Source organism: Marinicella sediminis (assembly GCF_002000055.1).
Taxonomy (GTDB): domain Bacteria; phylum Pseudomonadota; class Gammaproteobacteria; order Xanthomonadales; family Marinicellaceae; genus Marinicella; species Marinicella sediminis.
In genome coordinates this window covers 73,274-94,462 of the sequence record NZ_MVBD01000013.1, presented here as the reverse complement: position 1 = coordinate 94,462, position 21,189 = coordinate 73,274, and the positions used below count along the sequence as shown (strand labels likewise).

12 protein-coding genes are annotated in these 21,189 nt (G+C 49.8%); 6 read left to right on the top strand and 6 right to left on the bottom strand.

The window, feature by feature from the left end:
• The first annotated feature begins 62 nt into the window (after window positions 1–62).
• Complete coding sequence (locus B0475_RS15365; RefSeq protein ID WP_077412769.1) at window positions 63–5,375, top strand: DNA repair ATPase; 5,313 nt, start codon at window positions 63–65, stop codon at window positions 5,373–5,375.
• A 17-nt stretch (window positions 5,376–5,392) separates the two neighbouring features.
• Here B0475_RS15365 and B0475_RS15360 read toward each other — a convergent pair whose 3' ends face one another.
• Both B0475_RS15360 and B0475_RS15355 read right to left on the bottom strand, forming a co-directional pair.
• On the bottom strand, window positions 5,393–7,441 hold the full coding sequence (locus B0475_RS15360; RefSeq protein WP_077412768.1) for a TonB-dependent receptor family protein: 2,049 nt from the start codon (window positions 7,439–7,441) through the stop codon (window positions 5,393–5,395).
• Between the two features lie 3 nt (window positions 7,442–7,444).
• Window positions 7,445–8,566, bottom strand: a complete 1,122-nt coding sequence (locus B0475_RS15355) for a PQQ-dependent sugar dehydrogenase (protein WP_077412767.1) — start codon at window positions 8,564–8,566, stop codon at window positions 7,445–7,447.
• Window positions 8,567–8,803: 237 nt separating this feature from the next.
• On the opposite strand from B0475_RS15355, the gene B0475_RS15350 reads away from it, so the two are divergent.
• From B0475_RS15350 to prpF, 4 genes are all read left to right on the top strand, one after another.
• Window positions 8,804–11,197, top strand: coding sequence for a S8 family serine peptidase (locus tag B0475_RS15350; RefSeq protein ID WP_077412766.1), 2,394 nt, complete (start codon window positions 8,804–8,806; stop codon window positions 11,195–11,197).
• 134 nt (window positions 11,198–11,331) lie between these two features.
• Window positions 11,332–13,923 (top strand): Fe/S-dependent 2-methylisocitrate dehydratase AcnD, encoded by a 2,592-nt coding sequence (acnD, locus tag B0475_RS15345; RefSeq protein WP_077412765.1) that lies wholly within the window; start codon window positions 11,332–11,334, stop codon window positions 13,921–13,923.
• A 100-nt stretch (window positions 13,924–14,023) separates the two neighbouring features.
• A complete protein-coding gene (locus tag B0475_RS15340; protein ID WP_077412764.1) occupies window positions 14,024–16,399 on the top strand; it encodes a M14 family zinc carboxypeptidase in 2,376 nt (791 codons plus the stop codon).
• A gap of 22 nt (window positions 16,400–16,421) precedes the next feature.
• The gene (gene prpF, locus B0475_RS15335; protein WP_077412786.1) at window positions 16,422–17,612 is read left to right on the top strand and encodes a 2-methylaconitate cis-trans isomerase PrpF; all 1,191 of its coding nucleotides are present in this window, start codon (window positions 16,422–16,424) and stop codon (window positions 17,610–17,612) included.
• A 65-nt stretch (window positions 17,613–17,677) separates the two neighbouring features.
• On the opposite strand, the gene B0475_RS15330 is transcribed toward prpF, so the two are convergent.
• From B0475_RS15330 to rsgA, 3 genes are read right to left on the bottom strand one after another with little or no spacing between them, the layout of a single operon-like run.
• Complete coding sequence (locus B0475_RS15330; protein WP_077412763.1) at window positions 17,678–18,541, bottom strand: MBL fold metallo-hydrolase; 864 nt, start codon at window positions 18,539–18,541, stop codon at window positions 17,678–17,680.
• Window positions 18,534–19,115, bottom strand: coding sequence for an NUDIX hydrolase (locus B0475_RS15325; protein ID WP_077412785.1), 582 nt, complete (start codon window positions 19,113–19,115; stop codon window positions 18,534–18,536). The genes B0475_RS15330 and B0475_RS15325 overlap by 8 nt, the downstream gene beginning before the upstream one ends.
• A 15-nt stretch (window positions 19,116–19,130) precedes the next feature.
• Window positions 19,131–20,009: a ribosome small subunit-dependent GTPase A gene (gene rsgA / locus B0475_RS15320; protein WP_077412762.1), complete on the bottom strand. Its 879-nt coding sequence runs from the start codon at window positions 20,007–20,009 to the stop codon at window positions 19,131–19,133.
• A gap of 87 nt (window positions 20,010–20,096) precedes the next feature.
• Here rsgA and orn point away from each other — a divergent pair, with 87 nt between their 5' ends.
• Window positions 20,097–20,663 carry an oligoribonuclease gene (gene orn / locus B0475_RS15315; RefSeq protein ID WP_077412761.1) on the top strand — a complete coding sequence of 189 codons (567 nt, stop codon included), beginning with the start codon at window positions 20,097–20,099 and terminating at the stop codon, window positions 20,661–20,663.
• A 37-nt stretch (window positions 20,664–20,700) separates the two neighbouring features.
• Here orn and B0475_RS15310 read toward each other — a convergent pair whose 3' ends face one another.
• The gene (locus tag B0475_RS15310) at window positions 20,701–21,066 is read right to left on the bottom strand and encodes a response regulator (RefSeq protein WP_077412760.1); all 366 of its coding nucleotides are present in this window, start codon (window positions 21,064–21,066) and stop codon (window positions 20,701–20,703) included.
• Window positions 21,067–21,189 lie beyond the last annotated feature (123 nt).

Sequence of the window (21,189 nt, the reverse complement as noted above, 5' to 3'; positions counted from 1 at the left end):
ATCCGGGCCTGAATGGTTCAGGCCCGGCTTGATCAGAAAACAAGTAAACACCAGGGAGACTCATGGCTGAAGACAACCAAACCATCAATCAGGCAGTGGCCAGCGGCGGTTCCTATGAAGTGATCCGCAAACGTCTGGAAGAGCAGAACAAACAACTGGAAAACCAGATCATTCAACTCAACCAGATGCGCGAGGAGGCGTTTGGTAAAACCATACTGGAAGTGGTTGACCGGGTGCGGGTGCGCACGGAAAACAACTGCACCCCCAGGGACATTGTGCGCATCAATGGCCACCTGTTGTTTGGCTACAATGTGTTCATCGGACTGAAAAAAGAGACCAAAGTGTCCGATGTCTTTGCCTTATATAGCTTGCAGGAAGACGATGGCCAGTTTGAGGTCAAAGAGGAGCCCCTCAAAGGCACCTTCCTGGACGATCCCTTGTTTGTTAAACAGTTTCTGGAGCTGTACAGTTACTACAAAAAAGCCGAGCTGATTCAGCTGCGGGTGGTCAACCAGAAGTTGATGGCGGCTTTTCAGATTGGTGAAAAGATCGGTGATATCCGGGTGTTTCGCTGGGGCATAGACAGCCAGGGACAGGTCAGCTACATCGATGATCGAGGTGAACGGGACATCGAATTACCACCGCCTTTTGACTTCGAATGGCACAAAGCCAGCAGGGAACACTTTGTTCAGGGCAGGCATCCACATGTGTCTATTCTGGATGAAGTGTTTGTCGAAACTGTGGGTGGTGATCTGACGATCAAAATCGAAGACAACACCGAGGATGGTGAAGGCATCTACCGGGAGGCCGTGGATGAGCCCAATCAATCATTGGAAGACGCTGATATTTACTATGCCAAAGTGGAAGCCCTGATATTGCTGAAAATCTTGCCATACAAGGAAGAAGTTTGGCGGTATTTTGTGTTCAATACCCGCACCCACGAGGTGCTGAGGGTGGATGAAATCGGCCATGCCTGTGTGCAACTACCGAATGACCACGGCATCATCTTTCCCGGTGGTTATTACCTGCATACCGGAGAATCCAAGGTGTTTGCTGAGGATGTCGAAGGGCTGCGTTTCAAACGCCGCTGGAATTCGCCCAATGGTGAAGATGTCTTGTATGTGTTTTATGAACGGCATGAAGGTCGCTTCGCATTGTACTCATACAATATGATCCGCAAGGAATTACAAAGCCCTATTTTTGGTCATGGGTATTCTTTGTTTGAAGATGGCAGGATGATCATTTTTCGTTCCGAATCCACTGAGCCAACCCGCATCCATCCCATGCAAATCTGGCAAACGCCATACACCAGCGAGGAATACAGTGCGGCTCAACCAGCCGATGAATCGGAGCTGGCTACCATCGGTAATGCCGAGTTGGTACAGGGCATATCAGAGCTGTACAGCATCTCTAAACTGATCAGTGATCAACAACCCAGTGTGGTGGTTTATGAAGAGTTGATCAAAAACATTCAACGGGTACAGGATGGTTATTACTGGTTGGAAAACGAATCATTGGGCGGTTTCTCAACCCGGTTAAAGCAAATTGGTGAGACCTCTGAACTGGTGCTGGATGAGTTTGAAAAGGTCAAATCAATCAATCAGCAGTCGGCCAAAGCACTGAAGCAGGCGGGTGAAGAACTGAAGGGACTGCTTCGCGGGATTCAGATTTCCAACTGGGATACGCCCGAACCATTTGTGGATGGTTTGTTGCAACTTAAGCGGCACAAAGGACATTTGTTGTCATTGAGGGAATACCGTTATATTGACCTGGCCGCGCTGGATCGAATGGGACAGCAGGTTGATGAAGAAATTGTGACTCTGGGTCAAAAAACCACGCAATTCCTGTCTGAACAATCAGCCATGGGTCACTATGAGCAGGTGGTTGAAAGCGTGCATGACAAGATTGGCTTGTTGAAAACCGCCAAAGACCTCAAGCCACTGTTGGAAGAACTGGACGAAATGAGTCTGGGGCTGGATGCCCTGTCCGAAGTGATCAATGGCCTGGACATTGATGACACCTTACAAAAAACCGCCATCCTGGAAGCGGTGTCAAGGATATACAGCCGCATCAACCAAACCAAGGCCCACGCCAAACTGACGCTGAAAGAACTGTCTGCGACCGAGTCGGTGGCTGAATTCGCGGCGCAACTGGCGGTGCTGTCACAAAGCATCACCAGTGGGGTGGCCCTGGCCGAAACCCCTGATGGTTGTGATGAACAACTGGCCCGCCTGATGGTGCAGCTGGAAGAACTGGAAAGCAACTTCAGTGACAACGACGAATTTCTCGATGAAATCCTCAACAAACGTGAAGAACTGCACGAAACCTTTGAGAACAAAAAACAAAGCCTGATCGATCAACGCCAGCGTAAAGCACAAAATGTCCAGTCAGCCGCCAGTCGGGTGTTGCAAAGCATTGAGCGCCGGTCACTGAAATTCACCGAGACCGATCAGCTGAACACCTACTTTTCATCCGATCCGATGATTCACAAAGTGGCTGAACTGGTCATTGAATTGCGCGATCTGGATGACAACGTCAAAGCCGATGATGTCGAATCAAGACTGAAAGCGGTCAAAGAACAGGCCATCCGCTCACTGCGCGATAAAAAAGACATCTTTGAAGACGGTGGCCAGGCGATCAAACTGGGTAAACACCGGTTTTCGGTCAACACCCAACCCCTGGACCTGACCATCATCCCCAAGGATGACCGATTGGTGTTTCACCTGTCGGGCACCGATTATTATGAAGCCGCTGAACACGATGAATTGAACCGTTATCAGGATTACTGGCAACAGGCCATCAGTTCTGAGAATCACCAGGTCTATCGTGCCGAGTACCTGGCTTATGTGCTGTTTCAGGAAGGGCTGCAGGGCAAAAATGGCCACAGCCTGAATGCCATGCAGGACTTGTCAACCGCAGAATTGGAACAACTGGTCAGGGAGTATGCCAGCCCGCGTTATCAGGAGGGCTATGAGAAAGGTGTACATGATCACGATGCCAGCCGCATCCTGCGACAATTACTCGAAGCCCATGCCAAAGCACCGCTGATGATGTATGGGCCCACAGCACGAGCGCTGGCTTCCTGGTACTGGTTGCAACTGACTGATGAAGCACAGAAACAGCATTTCACCGAACAAGCCATGACCGCGGCCAAGATCGCGGCGGCCTTTGGCAGCCGGGACATGTGTGTGGATTTGTATGAGCTGTTCCAGGTTGAGATGCAGACCTATTATGAAACCCAAGGCATGACATTCACCGCAGCTCAATTGCTGTTGGCTGCTGAATTTTTGCTGGAATACCTGATCCACAGTGAGGCCAGTGAACGTCTGCAAATCTCGGTGCAGGCCAAAAAGCTGGTTGATCAACTGAATAACCAGCTGGAGTCTTTGGGCGAGCATAAAAACTTCCGCGCCCGGCTGAAAAAGCTCAAAGGTCAGACCAAAGCCCAATGGCAGTTAACGGCTTATTGGCTCAAGGGTCTGATTGCTCAAAATAATGAGTCAGCCATGTCACGTTGTGTGGATGAAGCCATTGTTTATCTGTTGATCGATGATGCCAAACGCTATGATCCATCAGCGGTGTCTCTGCATTGTGAAGCCGCTGGGTTGCTCGGTGATCATGGCAACATCGATGACCGCACTTTGCGGTTTGAATTTGATGAATTCATGGAGCGGCTGAGTCATTTTGCCGAAGCCGTCAAACCCGAATTTCATGCCTTCAGAACCATCAAGCAACAACTGATGGAACGTCAGCGGGCGGGCATGGCACTGGAATCATTCAAAGCCAGACCTTTGTCTTCCTTTGTGCGTAATAAACTGATCAATGAATCCTACCTGCCGATCATTGGAAATAACCTGGCCAAACAAATGGGCACCCTGGGGGCCAACAAGCGCAGTGACCTGATGGGCTTGCTGTTGCTGATTTCGCCACCGGGTTACGGTAAAACCACCCTGATGGAATACACCGCCAACCGCCTGGGCCTGAACTTCATGAAGATCAACTGTCCTTCACTTGGGCATGATGTGAAGTCGCTGGATCCGGCCAATGCGCCCAATGCCACGGCCCGACAGGAGTTGGATAAACTCAACCTGGCTCTGGAGATGGGCAACAATGTGATGTTGTATCTGGATGACATCCAACACACCCACCCGGAGTTTCTGCAAAAGTTCATCTCTTTGTGTGACGGCACCCGGAAAATCGAAGGGGTGTTCAAGGGCACCAGTAAAACCTATGACCTGAGGGGCAAGAAGTTTTGTGTGATCATGGCCGGTAACCCCTACACCGAATCCGGTGAAGTTTTTAAGATTCCGGACATGTTAGCCAACCGGGCTGATGTGTATAACCTGGGAGACGTACTCAGTGGTCAGGACGATGTATTTGCCATGAGCTACATTGAAAACTCGCTGACTTCTAACCCGGTGCTGGCACCCCTGGCATTGCGTGATCTGAATGACCTGTATTTACTGATGGACATGGCTCATGGTAAGGATGTGGCGCAGGCCGATTTGAGCCATACTTATGCGGCCAGTGAAATCAACGAAATCACCACGGTACTAAAAAGCTTGTTCAGGATTCAGGATGTGATTCTCAAGGTCAATCAGGAATACATCCGTTCTGCAGCCATGGATGACCGTTACCGGGAAGAGCCGCCATTTAAATTACAAGGCAGTTACCGCAACATGAACAAACTGGCGGAGAAGGTGGTGGCCATCATGGACGAAAATGAGCTGGAACAGTTGTTGGATGATCATTACGCCGGCGAGGCTCAGTTATTGACCACTGGTGCCGAAGAAAACCTATTGAAACTCAAAGAGCTGCGAGGGGTATTGACCTCTGAGGAAGCGGAGCGTTGGGAGGACATCAGAAAAGAATTCCGGATCAGAAACGCACTGGCTGGCGATGATGCCGATGGCGCCACTAAGATTGCCAGCCAGATCGCTGGCCTGAAACAATCAATGGGTGATTGGGGGGCAGTCATGCAATCGGGTCTTGATGAACAACGTGCAGCAGAACAACGAAGTCTGTTGGCCATGACTGAACAATTGACGACAGCCATTGGCCAATTAAACCTCCAGGTCAGCGTCACCAATGAGCCCTTGCCAGGCCTTGATGACGCCCTGGCTTCATTGTCCGAAACCATGGAAACATCATTCATTCCGGTGATCATGACAATGAACAAGAAGTTGGGCATCAACTCAGAGGTGTTGGAGAAAGTCACCGAGCTCAGTGAAAAGATACAACGCCTGAGTCAGCGTAAGTCATCCAGAACAGTCACACAAAGCAGTGCCGGTGGTACAACATCAACCCAAAAGACATCCGCCAAAAAAGTCAGCAAAAAGAAAGTGACGAAAAAGAAATCCCCGGGTTCAGATTGATGCAGTTTGAAGGCTCTTCAGAATGACCACCTGAAGCCACTGTAATATGCCCGGCCTTCACCGCTGTAAAAAAAATTGCCATCGGTACCACCGGCATCGGGAATGGGCAAAGTGGTGGTGATGTAGGACCGGTCAGCAAGGTTCTTGGCATCGATGAAAAATTCAAAACCACCTGGGGTGGTGTATGCAATGCTGAGGCCGGTCAACAGGTAACGGTCAGCGCGGAAGCTGTTGGCCAAATCCACATACCATGCAGTCGGTACCCATTCGATGTGAGGAGTGATGGTCCAGCCGGTGGGATGCTGATAGACCAATTGGCTCAGCAGGTAATGCTCTGGTATACCGGGAATGCGGTTGTTGCCGAATGTCGGGTCATCATTCAGCCTGAAACGGTTGTACAGGTATAGGGTTTTCAGACTGAGTTGGTCACTGTTTGCCAACAAGTCTTCTGTGAGTTGCCAATTCAGATAAGCTTCTAAACCCCAATGAACCGAATCATCTGCATTGGTGGTCCGGGTGGCTCCATCGGGAAAACGGAAGCGGATGAATTCATCCTGTAACTGACTGTAATAGACACTCAGATCCCAGTTGAAGCGACCTGAGAAACCCCGGCTGCCCAGTTCAAACGTGTCAGCGGTCTGTGCCTTGACGGGGATGTTGACGCCCGGTTGGTTGCCATTGTTGAGTTCGGCAAAACTGGGTGGTTCAAAACTGCGGCTGAGGTTGGTATACCATTGGATGTTGGCGGTCGGTTGGAACAGCAATCCAAAGCGAGGATTGAATTGATGATAATTGCGGTCAATGCCGATGCTTTCAGGAAATCGTTCATCAATGTTTCTGCTGGCATAGCTGCCCTGAAGCCCCAGCTGTAAGGTCAGTTCTGGTCTGAGCCATGTCGTTGAATACTGGTAAAACAAAGTGTGGGTCTGCGCCTGTTGTTCACGATACAAGCGTTCTGCGCCTGGTAATCCGCCTTCGTTTTCACGTCGCCGCTCATCCTGATTGCCCCATTGGCTGAACAAGCTCAGTTGGTGGTTATTGTGCTGCCAGTCGAAACGAATTCCAGCGTCATCTGAATCCCTGTTGATGTAAGTGAATACCGGATTATCCAGTCGTCTGGCAGAGAAATAAACCATGGCGTTCAATTGGGTTTCATTGTGCCATTGGCGTTCATGTTGCCAGGCCAGGCGGGTCAATGTCAGGTCGCGATGAAAATTGCCATTGATGTTGAAGCCTCTGGATTGTCTGGGATCCTCAAACAACAAGGCTTTGGATAAACTGCTGGGCAAGGCCGCATGGCTGTTCAGATGGAACAGGCTGAACCGGTGTTGGGCATCGGTTTCGGTGTTGTGCAGATACTGCAAATCCAGGCGATTGGAACGTTGTTCATTTTGTTCCCTGAAACCAGTCTGGTTGAAGTGGCTCAGACGCAGACGGAAGGCGTCATCCAAGGATTCACTGAAGATATCGCTCATGCTCAGCATCAGCTGTCTGGTTGAGTAAGCGCCATAACTCAGTTGCAGTTCTGTGGGATCGGTGGGGTTGGGCAGGGTGGTGCCAAAGTTAATCACGCCACCCAGGGTGCTGCCTCCAAGGGCCATGCCGTTGGCACCCCGGAAACTGGTCACAAAATCAGTCAGCAAGGGGTCAATGGCCTGAAAATCAAAAGAGCCATCGGCGGTATTCAGTGGTACTCCGTCTTGCAAAAGCAGTAAGCCCCCGCCCTGAAACTGACGACCCAATCCGGAACCCCTGATGGATAACCGGGCCGATTCTGCGCCATTTCTTTGTTGGACATATACACCCGGAACCTCATCCAGCAAGTCTTTGACGTTGATTGCCCGTTGTTGCAGCCACTCAGAATCTGTGGTCATGTGACTGCTGCCAGACCACCGTCGCACTTCGGCAGCCTTTTGTTGTAATGGTTCAGGGATGAGGTCCTGATCTTCACTCACCACCATGATGGGTTGTTCGTCGGTGGTTTGATCCTCATCGGTGTCTTCAGGTTGGGCATGGCCCACTGTGCTGATCATTGCGATGATCAGCACGGCAGTGTTATGTGTCATTGTTTACTCTTTGGGGGAGATTTTCAGAATGGTTCCGTTGTCGCTGTCAGTGGCCACGTAAATGTGTCCGTCAGGACCTTGTTCGATGGCGCGTATCCGGGCTTTTTGGTCCAGCAACAGACGTTCTTCACTGATCACCCTGAGGTTGTCATCCAGTTCAATCCGGTTCAGGTGCATCAGTTTTAATGCGCCAGTGAAGACATGACCCTGCCACTCAGGGAAGGCTTTGCCTGAGTAAATCAACATGCCTGAAGTGGCAATTGAAGGGTCCCAGTAATGCACGGGTTGCTCCATACCTGGCATGGCTGTTTTATCGGTAATAGGTGTGCCATTGTAGTTGATGCCATAGGTGATCACCGGCCAGCCATAATTATTACCGGGCTTAATGAGGTTGATTTCGTCACCGCCTTTGGGGCCATGCTCATTGGCCCACAATTCGCCGGTTTCCGGATGCAGGAAAGCACCCTGAACATTGCGGTGTCCGTAACTGTAAATGTCGGGCAGGGCGCCAACTTTATTGATGTATGGGTTGTCTTTGGCTGGCTTGCCATTGGTGTCTATGCGCACAATCTTGCCAAAATGGGTGTCCAGGTCCTGAACCCACTCTTTGGCGTAGTTTCTGTCGCCGGTGGTAACAAACAAATGTCCGGTGCGGTCAAACACCAGCCTCGAACCGAAATGATAGCCACCTCGCGCAGCTTGTCTTTGTTCCCAGATGGTGGTGGCATCAGTGAAAGCATGATCAACCAGCCTGGCTTTGCCCACAGCTGTTTTGGCCTGATCTTCACCGGCATCTTTGGCGAATGAAAAATACACCCATTGGTTCTGGCTGAACGCCGGATCCAATACCACATCAAGCAATCCTCCCTGACCCGCATGCTTGACCGGCAGGTCTAACTTAATGGGATCAGACACTTCACCTTGCAGTCCGACCAGACGCAGGGTGCCGGCTTTTTCAGTGACCAACAAGCGCCCATCCGGTAAAAAGGTCATTCCCCAGGGTTTGTGTAAGCCTTCGGCATATGTGGTGACTTGAATGGTTGTGGTGAGATCACCATGGTGTTTGGCACTGGCTGAGCTGATGAGCCCACATGTCAAAGTGATCAGCAAGAGAATAATAGGCATTGTCTGTTTCCGGCTACAAAATCTTTATTGTAATTTAATCCTGTGGAATTGGCGTGTAAATCCGCTTGATACATGACAATTCGGTCATTGGTTTTGTTAAAAGATCATAAGCTGACAAACTGTTGTGGTGGATAATGCTTCAAAAATTACTGAATTTGTTGATATTCTGAAATAAAAATGATTATATATCGTTCACATTTCATACCCATTTAACACAAAAAGAGGAGTTCTGTCTCAATGCTTAAATTTATCCCCATCACATTCATCCTGACGTTGGTCAGTTTTGCGGTCGCTGCTGACGACGGCAGGGTCAACTATGTTGTCAAGTTTCATGACGACGGTTTGTTGTCCTATCAGGGTGGTATCAATAACCTGGCAGCCACGGCGCCGGCCAAACTGAAAGCCAGTGCCAGCGGTGGTTTTGCTGCACGTTCAGCTCCTGTGCTGGCCTACGGTGACTATTTGAAACAAGTCAAGGCAGAGCGCATGACTGAGATCAATCAGGCTTTGAGCCGATCCACCAAACCGATCTACCATTACAAGGCCCTTTATCATGGTGTCATGCTTTCATTAAGTACAGCTGAAGCCAGCCAATTGCGTGCTTTACCCAATGTCAAAAGCGTGACTGCTGAACCCGTTTATGAACTGGATACAGAGCGAGGTCCCCGTTGGATCAATGCCGATGATGTGTGGTCCGGTACTTCTGTACCTCATACCAATCTGCCTCATAAAGGTGAGGGCATTGTGGTTGGTGTCATTGATACGGGTGTGAATTCAGATCATCCTTCTTTTGCTGCTGTTGGTCCTGTGGATGGTTATGTACATACCAATCCATACGGTGACGGTAACTATGTTGGCCACTGTGTGGGTGGTGACAATGACGGTATTGCCCCTCCGTTTGGTGAAATTACCTGTAACAGCAAACTGATTGGTGCCTGGGGATTTGAGAACGATGGCACGGCTCCTGAAGATGGAGGCGGGCACGGTTCACATACTGCCAGTACCGCAGTTGGTAATGTTTGGGACGGTCCCTTTTTCGATCCAGGTACAGGCCAGAACATTGCTTTGGATCAGATCTCAGGTGTTGCACCGCATGCCAATCTGATTGCATATGATGTTTGTGGTGCTACCAATTGTGCAACTGTTTCTGCCGGTATTGACCGTGCCATTCAGGACGGTGTTGATGTGATCAACTACTCTATTTCTGGTGGTAACAACCCTTGGTTTGATGCCGACCGTATGTTTTTGGATGCTGTTGACGCAGGTATCTTTGTTGCCGCCAGTGCCGGTAATACCAGAGCCAATAACACCAACCCCATCGCTGATGTGAGTCACATCGGCCCATGGGTAACCACTGTCGCGGCCAGTACACATGACCGCGATGGTACCCGGCAATTAACCAATTTCACTGGTGGTGACACCGCGATCACTCCAACATTAGTGGGTCAAAGTAACACCTCTGGATACGGTCCTGCACCGATTGTTTATGCCGGTGACTTTTCTAATGGTGATCCTGATCCGGAACAATGTCTGAATCCGTTCCCTGCAGGCACCTGGACCAATGGTGAGATTGTGGTCTGTGATCGTGGCGCCATTGCCCGGGTACAGAAAGGTGCGAATGTGGCAGCTGGTGGAGCGGCTGGATTTGTATTGGCCAACGTCGATCCTGCGGCGAACACGCTGGTGGCAGACTTTCACGTGATTCCTGCGGTTCAATTGAGAATTGTCAATGGCAACAAAGTGAAAACCTGGTTGAGTACCGGTTCCAATCACATGGCCAGTATCGTCAACAACACCAATGGTGGCAATCCTGCGGTTGGTGACGTCCTTGCTGGATTCAGTCTGCGTGGTCCAAATTTGTCATTTGATGTGACCAAACCCAGCATCACTGCCCCAGGCGTCAGTGTGGTGGCTGCTGTGAATGACGACGTTTCAACCCCTGGTGGGGTTGGCGAAGTGGGTTTCCTCAGTGGTACTTCAATGTCAGGCCCTCACGTGGCCGGTGCCGGAGCCTTGATGAAGGATGTTCACCCAAGCTGGACCGTACCTGAAATTAAATCTGCCATGATGATGACTGCAGACCTGACTGGTCGTAAGGAAGACAATTCCACTGACGTAGATCATGATGACGTTGGAACCGGTCGTGTCGATATGGCTTTGGCGCCATTGGCAGGTATGGTGATGAACGAAACATTTGCCAACTTCCTGGCAGCTGACCCGAATTCAGGTGGTGACCCCAAAACCTTGAATCTGCCAAGTGCGAGAAACTCAACCTGTGGTGCTTCTTGTTCCTGGACCCGTACCCTGACGCCCAAACTGGCTGCTGATACCACTTGGACTGTAACCACTGAAACCGATGATCCTGCCTGGAACATCACGGTCACACCAAGTAACTTCAGTACCCTCAATGCGGATTTGATTTTCGTCAATGATCTGGATGGCGGAACCTTTGTACCAGCCACTGATCAAGTGATCACCATTGAAGCCAATGGCACCATTCCGACCACTGCCGATGGCATGTCGTTTGGTCGGGTGATCATCAGTGATGACAATAACCTGTCGCCAGATTTGGTCATCACGGTATCTGTTAACCAGTCATTGCCGTATGGTGGTACTCCACCTTCTGACTGATCAGAGTGTTTTAATCAGATCAAAGCCCGAATCCATTGATTCGGGCTTTTTTTTTGCCGGTCTTTTGCTGTGCGCGTGGATAAAAACGGTTAAAATTGATGGTTGGCTCATCACACTCACAAAGGATTTAAATTATGAACAACCAATACCGTAAAAACCTACCTGGTACTGATCTTGAGTACTTTGATGCCCAGGCTGCTGTTGAAGCCATTCAGGAAGGTGCCTATGCTGAATTGCCATATACTTCCAAAGTCCTGGCTGAAAACCTGGTGCGACGCTGTCCGCCTGAACAGCTGGAAGACTCATTGCGACAAATCATCGAACGACGCAAGGACCTGGATTTTCCCTGGTTTCCGGCGCGGGTGGTGTGTCATGACATTTTGGGCCAAACCGCTTTTGTAGACCTGGCAGGGTTGCGGGATGCGATTGCTGAAAAAGGAGGTGATCCTTCACAAATCAACCCAGTGGTGCCCACTCAGTTAATTGTTGATCACTCACTGGCTGTGGAACATGCCGGCTTTGAAAAAGACGCCTTTGAAAAGAACCGGGCCATTGAAGACCGCCGTAACAAAGACCGTTTTCGTTTTATCAACTGGTGTAAAAATGCGTTTAAAAACGTCAATGTCGTGCCCCCTGGAAATGGCATCATGCATCAGATCAATCTGGAACGTATGTCACCAGTGGTACAAATACAAGATGGTGTGGCCTTTCCGGATACCCTGGTTGGCACCGACAGTCACACCCCAATGGTAGATGCCCTGGGAGTGATTTCAGTTGGTGTTGGTGGCCTGGAAGCAGAGAGTGTGATGCTGGGACGCGCATCATATATGCGCCTGCCTGACATCATAGGTGTGGAATTGACAGGCAAGGCCGGACCGGGCATCACCAGTACTGACATAGTACTGGCTTTGACAGAATTTTTACGAAACGAAAAAGTGGTGTCCAGTTACCTGGAATTCTATGGCACGGGTGCCGATGCCATGACCCTGGGTGAGCGGGCCACTATTTCTAACATGACACCTGAATTTGGTGCCACTGCAGCCATGTTCTACATTGATCTGCAAACCACTGATTACCTGCGCCTGACCGGTCGCGATGATGAGCAGGTTAAGCTGGTTGAGCAGTATGCCAGACACACCGGGTTATGGGCGGATCAAATGACCTGTGCCAAATATGAGCGGGTGTTGACATTTGATATGTCGCAAGTTGAGCGAAACATCGCCGGCCCATCTAATCCGCATGCCCGGGTGGCAGTAAAGGAACTCGCAGCCAAAGGTATATCAGGCGATTATCACAGTGAAAATGGGCTGATGCCCGATGGGGCCTGTATCATTGCGGCAATCACCAGCTGCACCAACACCTCTAACCCAAGAAACATGATTGCAGCTGGCTTACTGGCACGTAATGCCAATCGCCTGGGCCTGACCCGAAAGCCATGGGTTAAAACCTCGCTGGCTCCTGGCTCTAAGGCGGTGACCCTGTACCTTGAGGAAGCTGAATTGTTGCCTGAATTGGAAGACCTGGGTTTTGGTGTGGTTGGTTATGCATGTACCTCGTGTAATGGCATGTCTGGCGCCCTGAAACCGGAGATCAAACAAGAGCTCATTGAACGTAAGTTGTATGCCACTGCAGTGCTTTCTGGCAACCGTAATTTCGACGGCCGGATCCATCCATATGCCAGTGAAGCGTTCCTGGCATCGCCACCCCTGGTGGTGGCATACGCGATAGCCGGTTCCATCCGTTTTGATATTGAAAAAGACGTTTTGGGCATCGATCAGGATGGGAATGAAGTAAGACTCAAAGACATCTGGCCCAGCGATGAAGAGGTTAACCAGGTCATTGCTGACAGCGTTAAACCGGAGCATTTCACCCAGGTCTATGAGCCAATGTTCAATATCCAGGACATCATCAGCAAACACACCCCCCCTTTGTACGACTGGGACACCAGGTCCACTTACATCCAGCGACCACCTTACTGGGAAGGTGCATTGGCCAAGGAGCGAACCATGCGGGGAATGCGGCCTCTGGCCGTGTTGGGTGATAACATCACCACCGATCACCTGTCACCTTCCAATGCCATCCAGGCATCCAGTGCAGCAGGTGAGTACCTCGCCAAAATGGGTTTGCCCGAAGAAGATTTCAATTCATATGCCACTCACCGGGGTGATCACCTGACGGCTCAGCGAGCCACTTTTGCCAACCCGAAACTGCTCAATGAAATGGTGTTGGATGAACAAGGCAACATCATACAGGGGTCGCTTGCCAGGCTGGAACCGGAAGGTGAGGTGATGCGCATGTGGGAAACCATCGAAGCATATATGGAGCGCAGCCAACCGTTGATCATCATCGCTGGTGCAGATTATGGACAAGGTTCATCGCGAGATTGGGCAGCCAAAGGCGTGCGCCTGGCCGGTGTGGAAGTCATCGTCGCCGAAGGTTTTGAGCGCATCCATCGAACCAATTTGATCGGTATGGGGGTTTTGCCACTGGAATTCACCAATGATGAAACCCGAAAATCATATGCCATTGACGGGAGCGAAACTTTTGATGTACAGGGAGACATTTCACCGGGAGCTATGATGTCTGTGGTGATGACACGGGGCAATGGTGAACAACTGACCATAGCGGTTAAATCACGCCTTGATACGGCAGAAGAAGTGTCCATTTATGAAGCTGGAGGAGTTTTACAGCGATTTGCCAATGATTTTCTCAGTGCCAATGGCTGATCTGATTGACTTGAAACCTCGCTCCTGGCGGGGTATCAGGGCATCATGAATGAACTCAATATAAAAACAACAATAAAAACAGCTATAAGAGGTGGGATGAATGAATAAGTGGATGATCAGTTGTTTGCTGATGTGGATGGCGGTATACAGCCATGCTGACCCGACAGACCGGTGGCTGATTAAAGTCAAATATCAGGACCAGCATCAACTGAAACAATTGGCTGAGGCATTTGACCATTTCCAGCTTGAACACAAGGACCAGGTGGTCAAACTGGAAGTCAGCGGCACCGAACTGAGCTGGTTGAAAAACCAGCAATTTGAAGTGCAAACTGATGTCGCTGGAAGTGCCCGTCTGCAACGTGCACTGACGACCAATCAGCGCCAGCAGAATAGTCCGTCAGGTGGGGGGATTGCTGGCTTTGCTTGTTACCGGACAGTGGAAGAAACATTTGCCACAGCCACTTCGTTGGTCAATGAGCATCCGGATTTGGCCAGTTGGATTGACGTGGGGGATTCGTGGGTGAAGACACAGGATGTGGCCTTGGGCTATGATCTTCAGATATTGCGCATCAGTAACCAGCACATCACCGGTACCAAACCTCCGTTACTGGTCACCAGTGGTGTCCATGCCCGCGAGTATGCCAATGCAGAGTTGGTAACCCGATTTGCTGAATGGTTGCTGGGTGAATACGGTCAGGATGCGGATGCCACCTGGTTGGTGGATCACCATGACATACACCTGTTGTTACAGGCCAATCCAGATGGTCGAAAAATGGCTGAAACCGGGCTTTCCTGGCGTAAAAATGCCAACAATAACTTTTGTCCTAACAGCAACAGCCGGGGCATTGATCTGAACCGAAATTTTTCTTTTCAGTGGGGGTGTTGTGGTGGTTCAACCACCAATGCCTGTGATCAGACATTTCGGGGGCCAGCTGCAGCATCTGAGCCGGAAACCATCGGCATGCAGAACTACATGGATCAGCTGTTCATTGATTACCGGGACGATGACCTGACTGATTTGGCGCCAACAGACACCACAGGTGTGTTTTTGGATATTCACAGTTTTGGTGAAGTGATTCTTTCTTCCTGGGGATTTACAAATACGCCTCCTCCCAATGGTGATGGCATCTTGTCACTGGCCCGTAAAATGGCTTTTCACAATGGTTATCGCCCTCAGTTGGGGAGCCTGGGAACTGTGGATGGCGCCACCAAAGATTATGCATACGGGCGGTTTGGTGTTCCGGGGTACACCTTGGAACTGGGCACGGCATTTTTTGAGGATTGTGGATTTTTTGAACAGTCCATCGTGCCACAAAATCTACCGGCATTGATTTATGCTGCCAAAGCTTCCCGTCAGCCTTACCGCATTGCATTGGGCCCTGATGTGACCAATTTGTCGCCGTTTATGACCCCATTTACCGCTGGTGATTTGGTTCAGTTGCATGCCATCGCTGATGATCAGCGATACCTGACTGGTGGTGGTACAGAACCGTCACAGAACGTCAGTGAAGCGCAGTATTCAGTGGCCACACCGCCCTGGGATAACAGTGCTTCAGTGGTTGCCATGGCGCCCGCAGATGGCGCATTTGACGCTCCTCAGGAACCCATTGAAGGCAGTGTTGACACCCAAGGCTTTGCTGCAGGTCAGCACTTAATCTACGTGCGCGCCAAAGATGCTGATGGTCATTGGGGAGCGGTCAGCGCTGTGTTCCTGGATGTCATTGATCCCTTGACAGCACCCCTGATTAACGGAACGGTGACTGACCGTTCAACCGGAGCACCACTGGCTGGTGTAACGGTTTATTTGAATGACTATCAGGTCATCACCGACCCATTGGGTGAGTACCAGTTGCAATTGCCACCAGGGACGTATGATCTGATGGTTGATATACCAGGGTATTTACCCGTACAAATCAGTGCTGTGGAGGTGGCCAATGGTGATTCCAGCCAGCAGGATTTCAGCTTGATTCCATTGGTCTCAGTGTATGCGTTTGATGGAGAGTCGGGTATACAGGACTGGCAGCCTGGCGGTCAATGGGTGTTGTCAACCGAAGCCGCTCACAGCCCAACGCATGCCTGGACTGACAGTGAAAGTGGCGATTATGACAACAGCACAGATCAATCATTGACTTCAGCTGCCATCGACTTTTCACAAGTCAGCAATGCCAGCTTGTCATTCAGGCATCAGTATGATTTTGAAAGTAATTTTGATTATGGACGGGTGGAAATTTCCATTGATAATCAAAGCTGGACTCAATTGCAGGCTTTCAGTGGAGCCAGTCCTGCGGGTGTTTGGTCTGAAGCCATTTTTGACCTGCAAGATTACTCATCTGCAGCAACTGTTTATATCCGCTTCCGGGTAACCAGTGACAGCAGTGTCACGCGTGATGGCTGGCACATCGATGATGTGAATATATCCGCACCTTTAACTATACTGCCTGATTTAATATTTGCTGATTCTTTTGACAGCCCCTGATAATGACACCAAAACAACAACCATGACAATACATCAACCACAAATACAGGTGCCAGCCACCTACATGCGGGGAGGCACTTCAAAAGGGGTGTTTTTTAACCTCAATGATCTGCCTGAGGCTGCTCAGAAGCCAGGTCCGGTGCGTGACCAATTATTACTCAGGGTGATCGGCAGTCCTGACCCCTATGGCAAACAGACTGATGGAATGGGAGGCGCCACCTCCAGCACTTCCAAAACAGTCATATTGTCAAAAAGTAATCATGCAGATCATGATGTGGATTACCTGTTTGGCCAGGTCGCGATTGACAAGGCCTTTGTTGACTGGAGTGGCAACTGTGGCAACCTGACGGCAGCTGTGGGCGCATTTGCTATTCGCAGTGGTCTGGTAGACGAATCCAGAATACCTGAGGACGGGGTAGCTGTGGTTAGAATCTGGCAGGTTAACATTGAAAAAACCATCGTGGCTCATGTGCCCATCACTGCCGGTGAAGTTCAGGAAACCGGAGATTTTGAGTTGGATGGTGTGACTTTTCCGGCAGCTGAAGTAAAGATTGAATTTGTTGATCCGGTGGGGGATGCAGCAATGTTTCCTACCGGCCAGTTGATTGATCAACTGGAGGTGCCGGGAATAGGTACATTTCAAGCCACCCTGATCAATGCTGGCATTCCAACGATTTTCCTCAATGCTTCAGACCTGGGTTATCAGGGTACAGAGCTGCAAGGTGACATCAATGGTGATGGGGATGCGTTGAGCAGGTTTGAAACCATCCGGGCTCATGGAGCCATCAAAATGGGCCTTATTCATTCAGTGGAAGAGGCTGCAAGCCGTCAGCACACACCCAAGGTGGCAATCGTTGCGCCTGCCAAAGCTTATCAGTCTTCCAGTGGCAAGCCTGTTTCAGAGGTGGATATTGATTTGAATGTCCGGGCCATGTCGATGGGGCTGTTGCACCATGCCATGATGGGTACGGCCGCCGTGGCGATTGCCACTGCCTCAGCCATTCCCGGCACATTGGTCAATCTGGCAGCGGGTGGCGGTAACCGCACAGCCGTGCGTTTTGGGCATCCCTCAGGTACCCTTAAAGTCGGGGCTGAAGTGACGCAGATTAAAGGTCAGTGGACAGCGGCTAAAGTCATCATGAGTCGCAGTGCCCGGATATTGATGGATGGTCGTGTTCATGTACCGGCTGTGGTACTGCAACCTCAGCAGTAAGGGTCTGCCCAGAAATGTGATGCACCAGTCTCTCAGATTTTCAATCTGTCTTACAGGCCGGAGGATCAGAGTTGGTTGAGTGGAATTCTTAAATACCGAATGCCATTGTCATCAGGTTCGCCCAGATCGCCCAAACGCATGTTGGCCTGAATCGAGGGCAGGATGAGCTTAGGCACCGATAATTGCCCATCACGTTGCAGCCGCCTTTCGACAAAGGTTGCCAGACTGGTTTGTGCATTAAGCATGCGATTATTCTCTTTGTGTTCTTTGAGCAGCATTTGATTGCAGGGTGCAGCATCCTCATCGGGATAATCGTGGCATAAAAACACCCTGGTGCGATCGGGTAAGGCATACAGTCGTTGAATGGAGTCATACAAACTTTGAGCACTGCCACCGGGAAAATCAACCCGTGCGGTACCTGATTGTGGGGCAAAGAGGGTGTCACCAACGAACACGGCATCTCTGATGAGGTAACTGGCGCAGGCTGGTGTGTGTCCTGGTGTGAGCATGACCTTGGCGTTCAGTTGACCAATTTGAAAAACATCACCGTCATCAAATAACTGATCAAACTGGGAAGCATCTGCAGGCGTATTTGCGGCGGTATTGAACACCGGAATCCACATGGGCAGCACTTGTTTGATGCCGCTGCCAATGGCAGTCCGACCACCGATTCTAGGTTTGAGGTAATGGGTGGCGGTGATGTGATCAGCATGGATATGGGTTTCCAAAAGCCACAGGTTTGTCAGTTGCTGATCATCAATGTAGCGGATGATTTCATCCGCTGATTCAGTGCTGATCTTGCCGGCATCCTGATCGTAATTCAGGACTGAGTCTATAACCGCGCACACCTGATTCGTGAGGTCAGCCACCACGTAGGAAAAAGTGCCGGTTGCCCGGTCGAAAAATGATTCAATGTGCCAGTCAGTCATTGCTTGGTTGTGGATCAAATTGTTTCAACAGGTCATAATCAATGATGATGTCTTCTTCTTTTATGGTGAAGTCACCGGTAGGCATTTCTTTGATGTATCTTTTGAGGGCAGTGATGCCAACCGGAAAAGCCAGTCGGTCCCAGGGAATGTCCTCTGGAGCAAACAACCTGGCATCGGATGTTTCTGCTCCGGCGCCATACTCATCATGTGCCAGTTCACCTCGAAAATAAACATGAACCTGGTTGCGCTGGATGATGTTATAAACGCCGAATAAAGTCACGTTTTTTAATTCGGCCAATACTTCTTCTTTTACCTCCCGCACAGCTCCTGAACGGGTGGCTTCGCCATTCTCCATGAATCCGGCGGGCACATTCCAAAATCCTTTGCGTGGTTCGATGGTGCGTTTACCCAAAAGAATTTTACCACCATGCTCTACAATACAGGCGTTGACGATTTTGGGATTTTCATACTGAATGTGAAAGCAGCGCTGACAGATGGCCCTGGGTTTGTCGTCACCATGGGGCACCTGGTATTTGACCTCATGGCCACATTGATTACAGAATTTAATAAGCATGTGCTTATTGTAGCATTAACCCCAATACTTCATGGAGTCGACAATGCGCAGATAAGACTCATATCGATCAGATCGAATGCTCCCTTTTTTAACGGCTTGCATGATGGCACAGCTGGGCTCGTGGATGTGTGTGCAATTACTGAATTTACATTGTCCCAACAGCGGTTGAAACTCCCTGAAGCCTGCTGCTATTTCATGGGCAGACATCACCCAAAGGCCATATTCCCAAACCCCGGGAGAATCAATGATGTAGGCATCAAGCGCGGCATCATGGTACATTTGTGTGACACTGGTGGTGTGCGCACCTTTGCCGGTTTTTACCGATAGCTTACCGGTTTTCAGCTCAACACCAGGTAGCATTACCCTGGTAATGGACGATTTGCCGACTCCTGACTGCCCCACAATGACCGTGGTTTTACCCGTCAGTAAGGGTTTGATGGCATCAATTGAAGCCTGGTCATGCTTGGATGTTTTAAACACCTGATAACCCAGTTGTTCATACTGGTTGATCTGGTTGATGAAAATGCGTTCATCCAGGTCATGTTTATTGAAAACCAGCAGGGGCTCTATGTCTTCGGCTTCGGCCGCGACCAGATAACGGTTAAGGATGTCCCTGGTGGGGAAAGGTTCGACGGCCATGACAATCATGATCTGATCGATGTTGGCAGCAATGTGCTGTTTTCTGCCCCGGTTGTCGGCCCGGCAGAAACTGTTCATTCGGGGCAGAATTTGTTCAATGCGGTGATCTGAAGCGGTTGATTCAATCGCCACTTTGTCGCCACAAATGGGTTTGAGTTTTCTGGGAAAAAAAGCATGCATGGGCTCATGATCATCACACGCCAGCAAACTGGCTGTGGTTTTTTGTGTAGATGTGACGCGACAAATTCTTGACATGCCGACATGGTAACTGAATTGAATGATTAATCCAACAAACGGTTTTTAATCAGGTAAAATAGCCAGTCCATTTTTGCGGAACAATCAATGAGCGACAAAAACAATTTAATCTGGATCGATCTGGAAATGACGGGCCTCAATCCAGCCAAAGATCACATCATTGAAATTGCCACCATCGTCACAGACCAGGAATTGAATGTGGTTGCCGAAGGCCCAAGCCTGGCGGTTCATCAGGAAGAAAAGATTCTGTTGGCGATGGATGAATGGAACACAGAACATCATTCACAGTCTGGGTTATGGGACCGGGTTCTGGCTTCAGATATATCAGCCCGGGAAGCCGAACAATTGACCATCGAGTTTTTACAGGAACATGTACCGATACACTCGTCACCCATGTGTGGCAACAGCATCTGTCAGGACCGTCGATTTCTGGCTAAATGGATGCCTAAGCTGGAAAACTATTTTCATTACCGGCAAATTGATGTCAGCTCAATCAAAGAGTTGATAAGGCGATGGAATCCACAGCTTTTGGACGGCTTCAGTAAAACCGGTCAACACCTGGCCTTGGCTGACATTCAGGAATCAATCAAAGAGTTGCGTTACTATCGTCAATTCATGGGTGAAATTGCAGGACAAAAAAAACCACCTGCATAACAGGTGGTTTTAACGTGTTTGGTGTCTGGCCTGTTGATTATGATGGCAAGTGAGTGGCCAGTACGGTCTTCAGTGCCTTTTCAGTCACTGGTTTGACCAGGTATTCTTTCGCCCCCTGTCTCAGTCCCCACACACGATCGGTTTCCAGTTTCTTGGTTGTTACAATGATGATGGGTATGTGTGCAGTGCGTTCGTCTTTGCTGATTTTACGCGTGGCCTGGAAACCATTTAAATCAGGCATCACCACATCCATCAAAATCAAATCGGGTAACTGTTCCCGGGCGATTTGAATTCCCTCTTTGCCATCTTCAGTGAGGATGGTCTCATGACCCAGCTTCTCAACAATTTTTTGCATGCCGTAAAGTTGCGAAGGTGAATCATCAATGATCAATATTCTTGCCATAAGTTTTACTTCGTTTTAACCTTTGATTATCATAATGAATCTTGAGCATAAATGCAAAAAAATGTGGTCCGGACGCACACACTTGCTCATCTGTTCACAACTTCGGGCCTGTTTTAATTCCCG

Coding starts and splice junctions, on each gene's coding strand:
- acnD (WP_077412765.1), top strand. CDS start 11,332: ATGAACAACCAATACCGTAAAAACCTACCTGGTACTGATCTTGAGTAC.
- B0475_RS15310 (WP_077412760.1), bottom strand. CDS start 21,066: ATGGCAAGAATATTGATCATTGATGATTCACCTTCGCAACTTTACGGC.
- orn (WP_077412761.1), top strand. CDS start 20,097: ATGAGCGACAAAAACAATTTAATCTGGATCGATCTGGAAATGACGGGC.
- B0475_RS15325 (WP_077412785.1), bottom strand. CDS start 19,115: ATGCTTATTAAATTCTGTAATCAATGTGGCCATGAGGTCAAATACCAG.
- B0475_RS15365 (WP_077412769.1), top strand. CDS start 63: ATGGCTGAAGACAACCAAACCATCAATCAGGCAGTGGCCAGCGGCGGT.
- B0475_RS15360 (WP_077412768.1), bottom strand. CDS start 7,441: ATGACACATAACACTGCCGTGCTGATCATCGCAATGATCAGCACAGTG.
- prpF (WP_077412786.1), top strand. CDS start 16,422: ATGACAATACATCAACCACAAATACAGGTGCCAGCCACCTACATGCGG.
- rsgA (WP_077412762.1), bottom strand. CDS start 20,009: ATGTCAAGAATTTGTCGCGTCACATCTACACAAAAAACCACAGCCAGT.
- B0475_RS15330 (WP_077412763.1), bottom strand. CDS start 18,541: ATGACTGACTGGCACATTGAATCATTTTTCGACCGGGCAACCGGCACT.
- B0475_RS15350 (WP_077412766.1), top strand. CDS start 8,804: ATGCTTAAATTTATCCCCATCACATTCATCCTGACGTTGGTCAGTTTT.
- B0475_RS15355 (WP_077412767.1), bottom strand. CDS start 8,566: ATGCCTATTATTCTCTTGCTGATCACTTTGACATGTGGGCTCATCAGC.
- B0475_RS15340 (WP_077412764.1), top strand. CDS start 14,024: ATGAATAAGTGGATGATCAGTTGTTTGCTGATGTGGATGGCGGTATAC.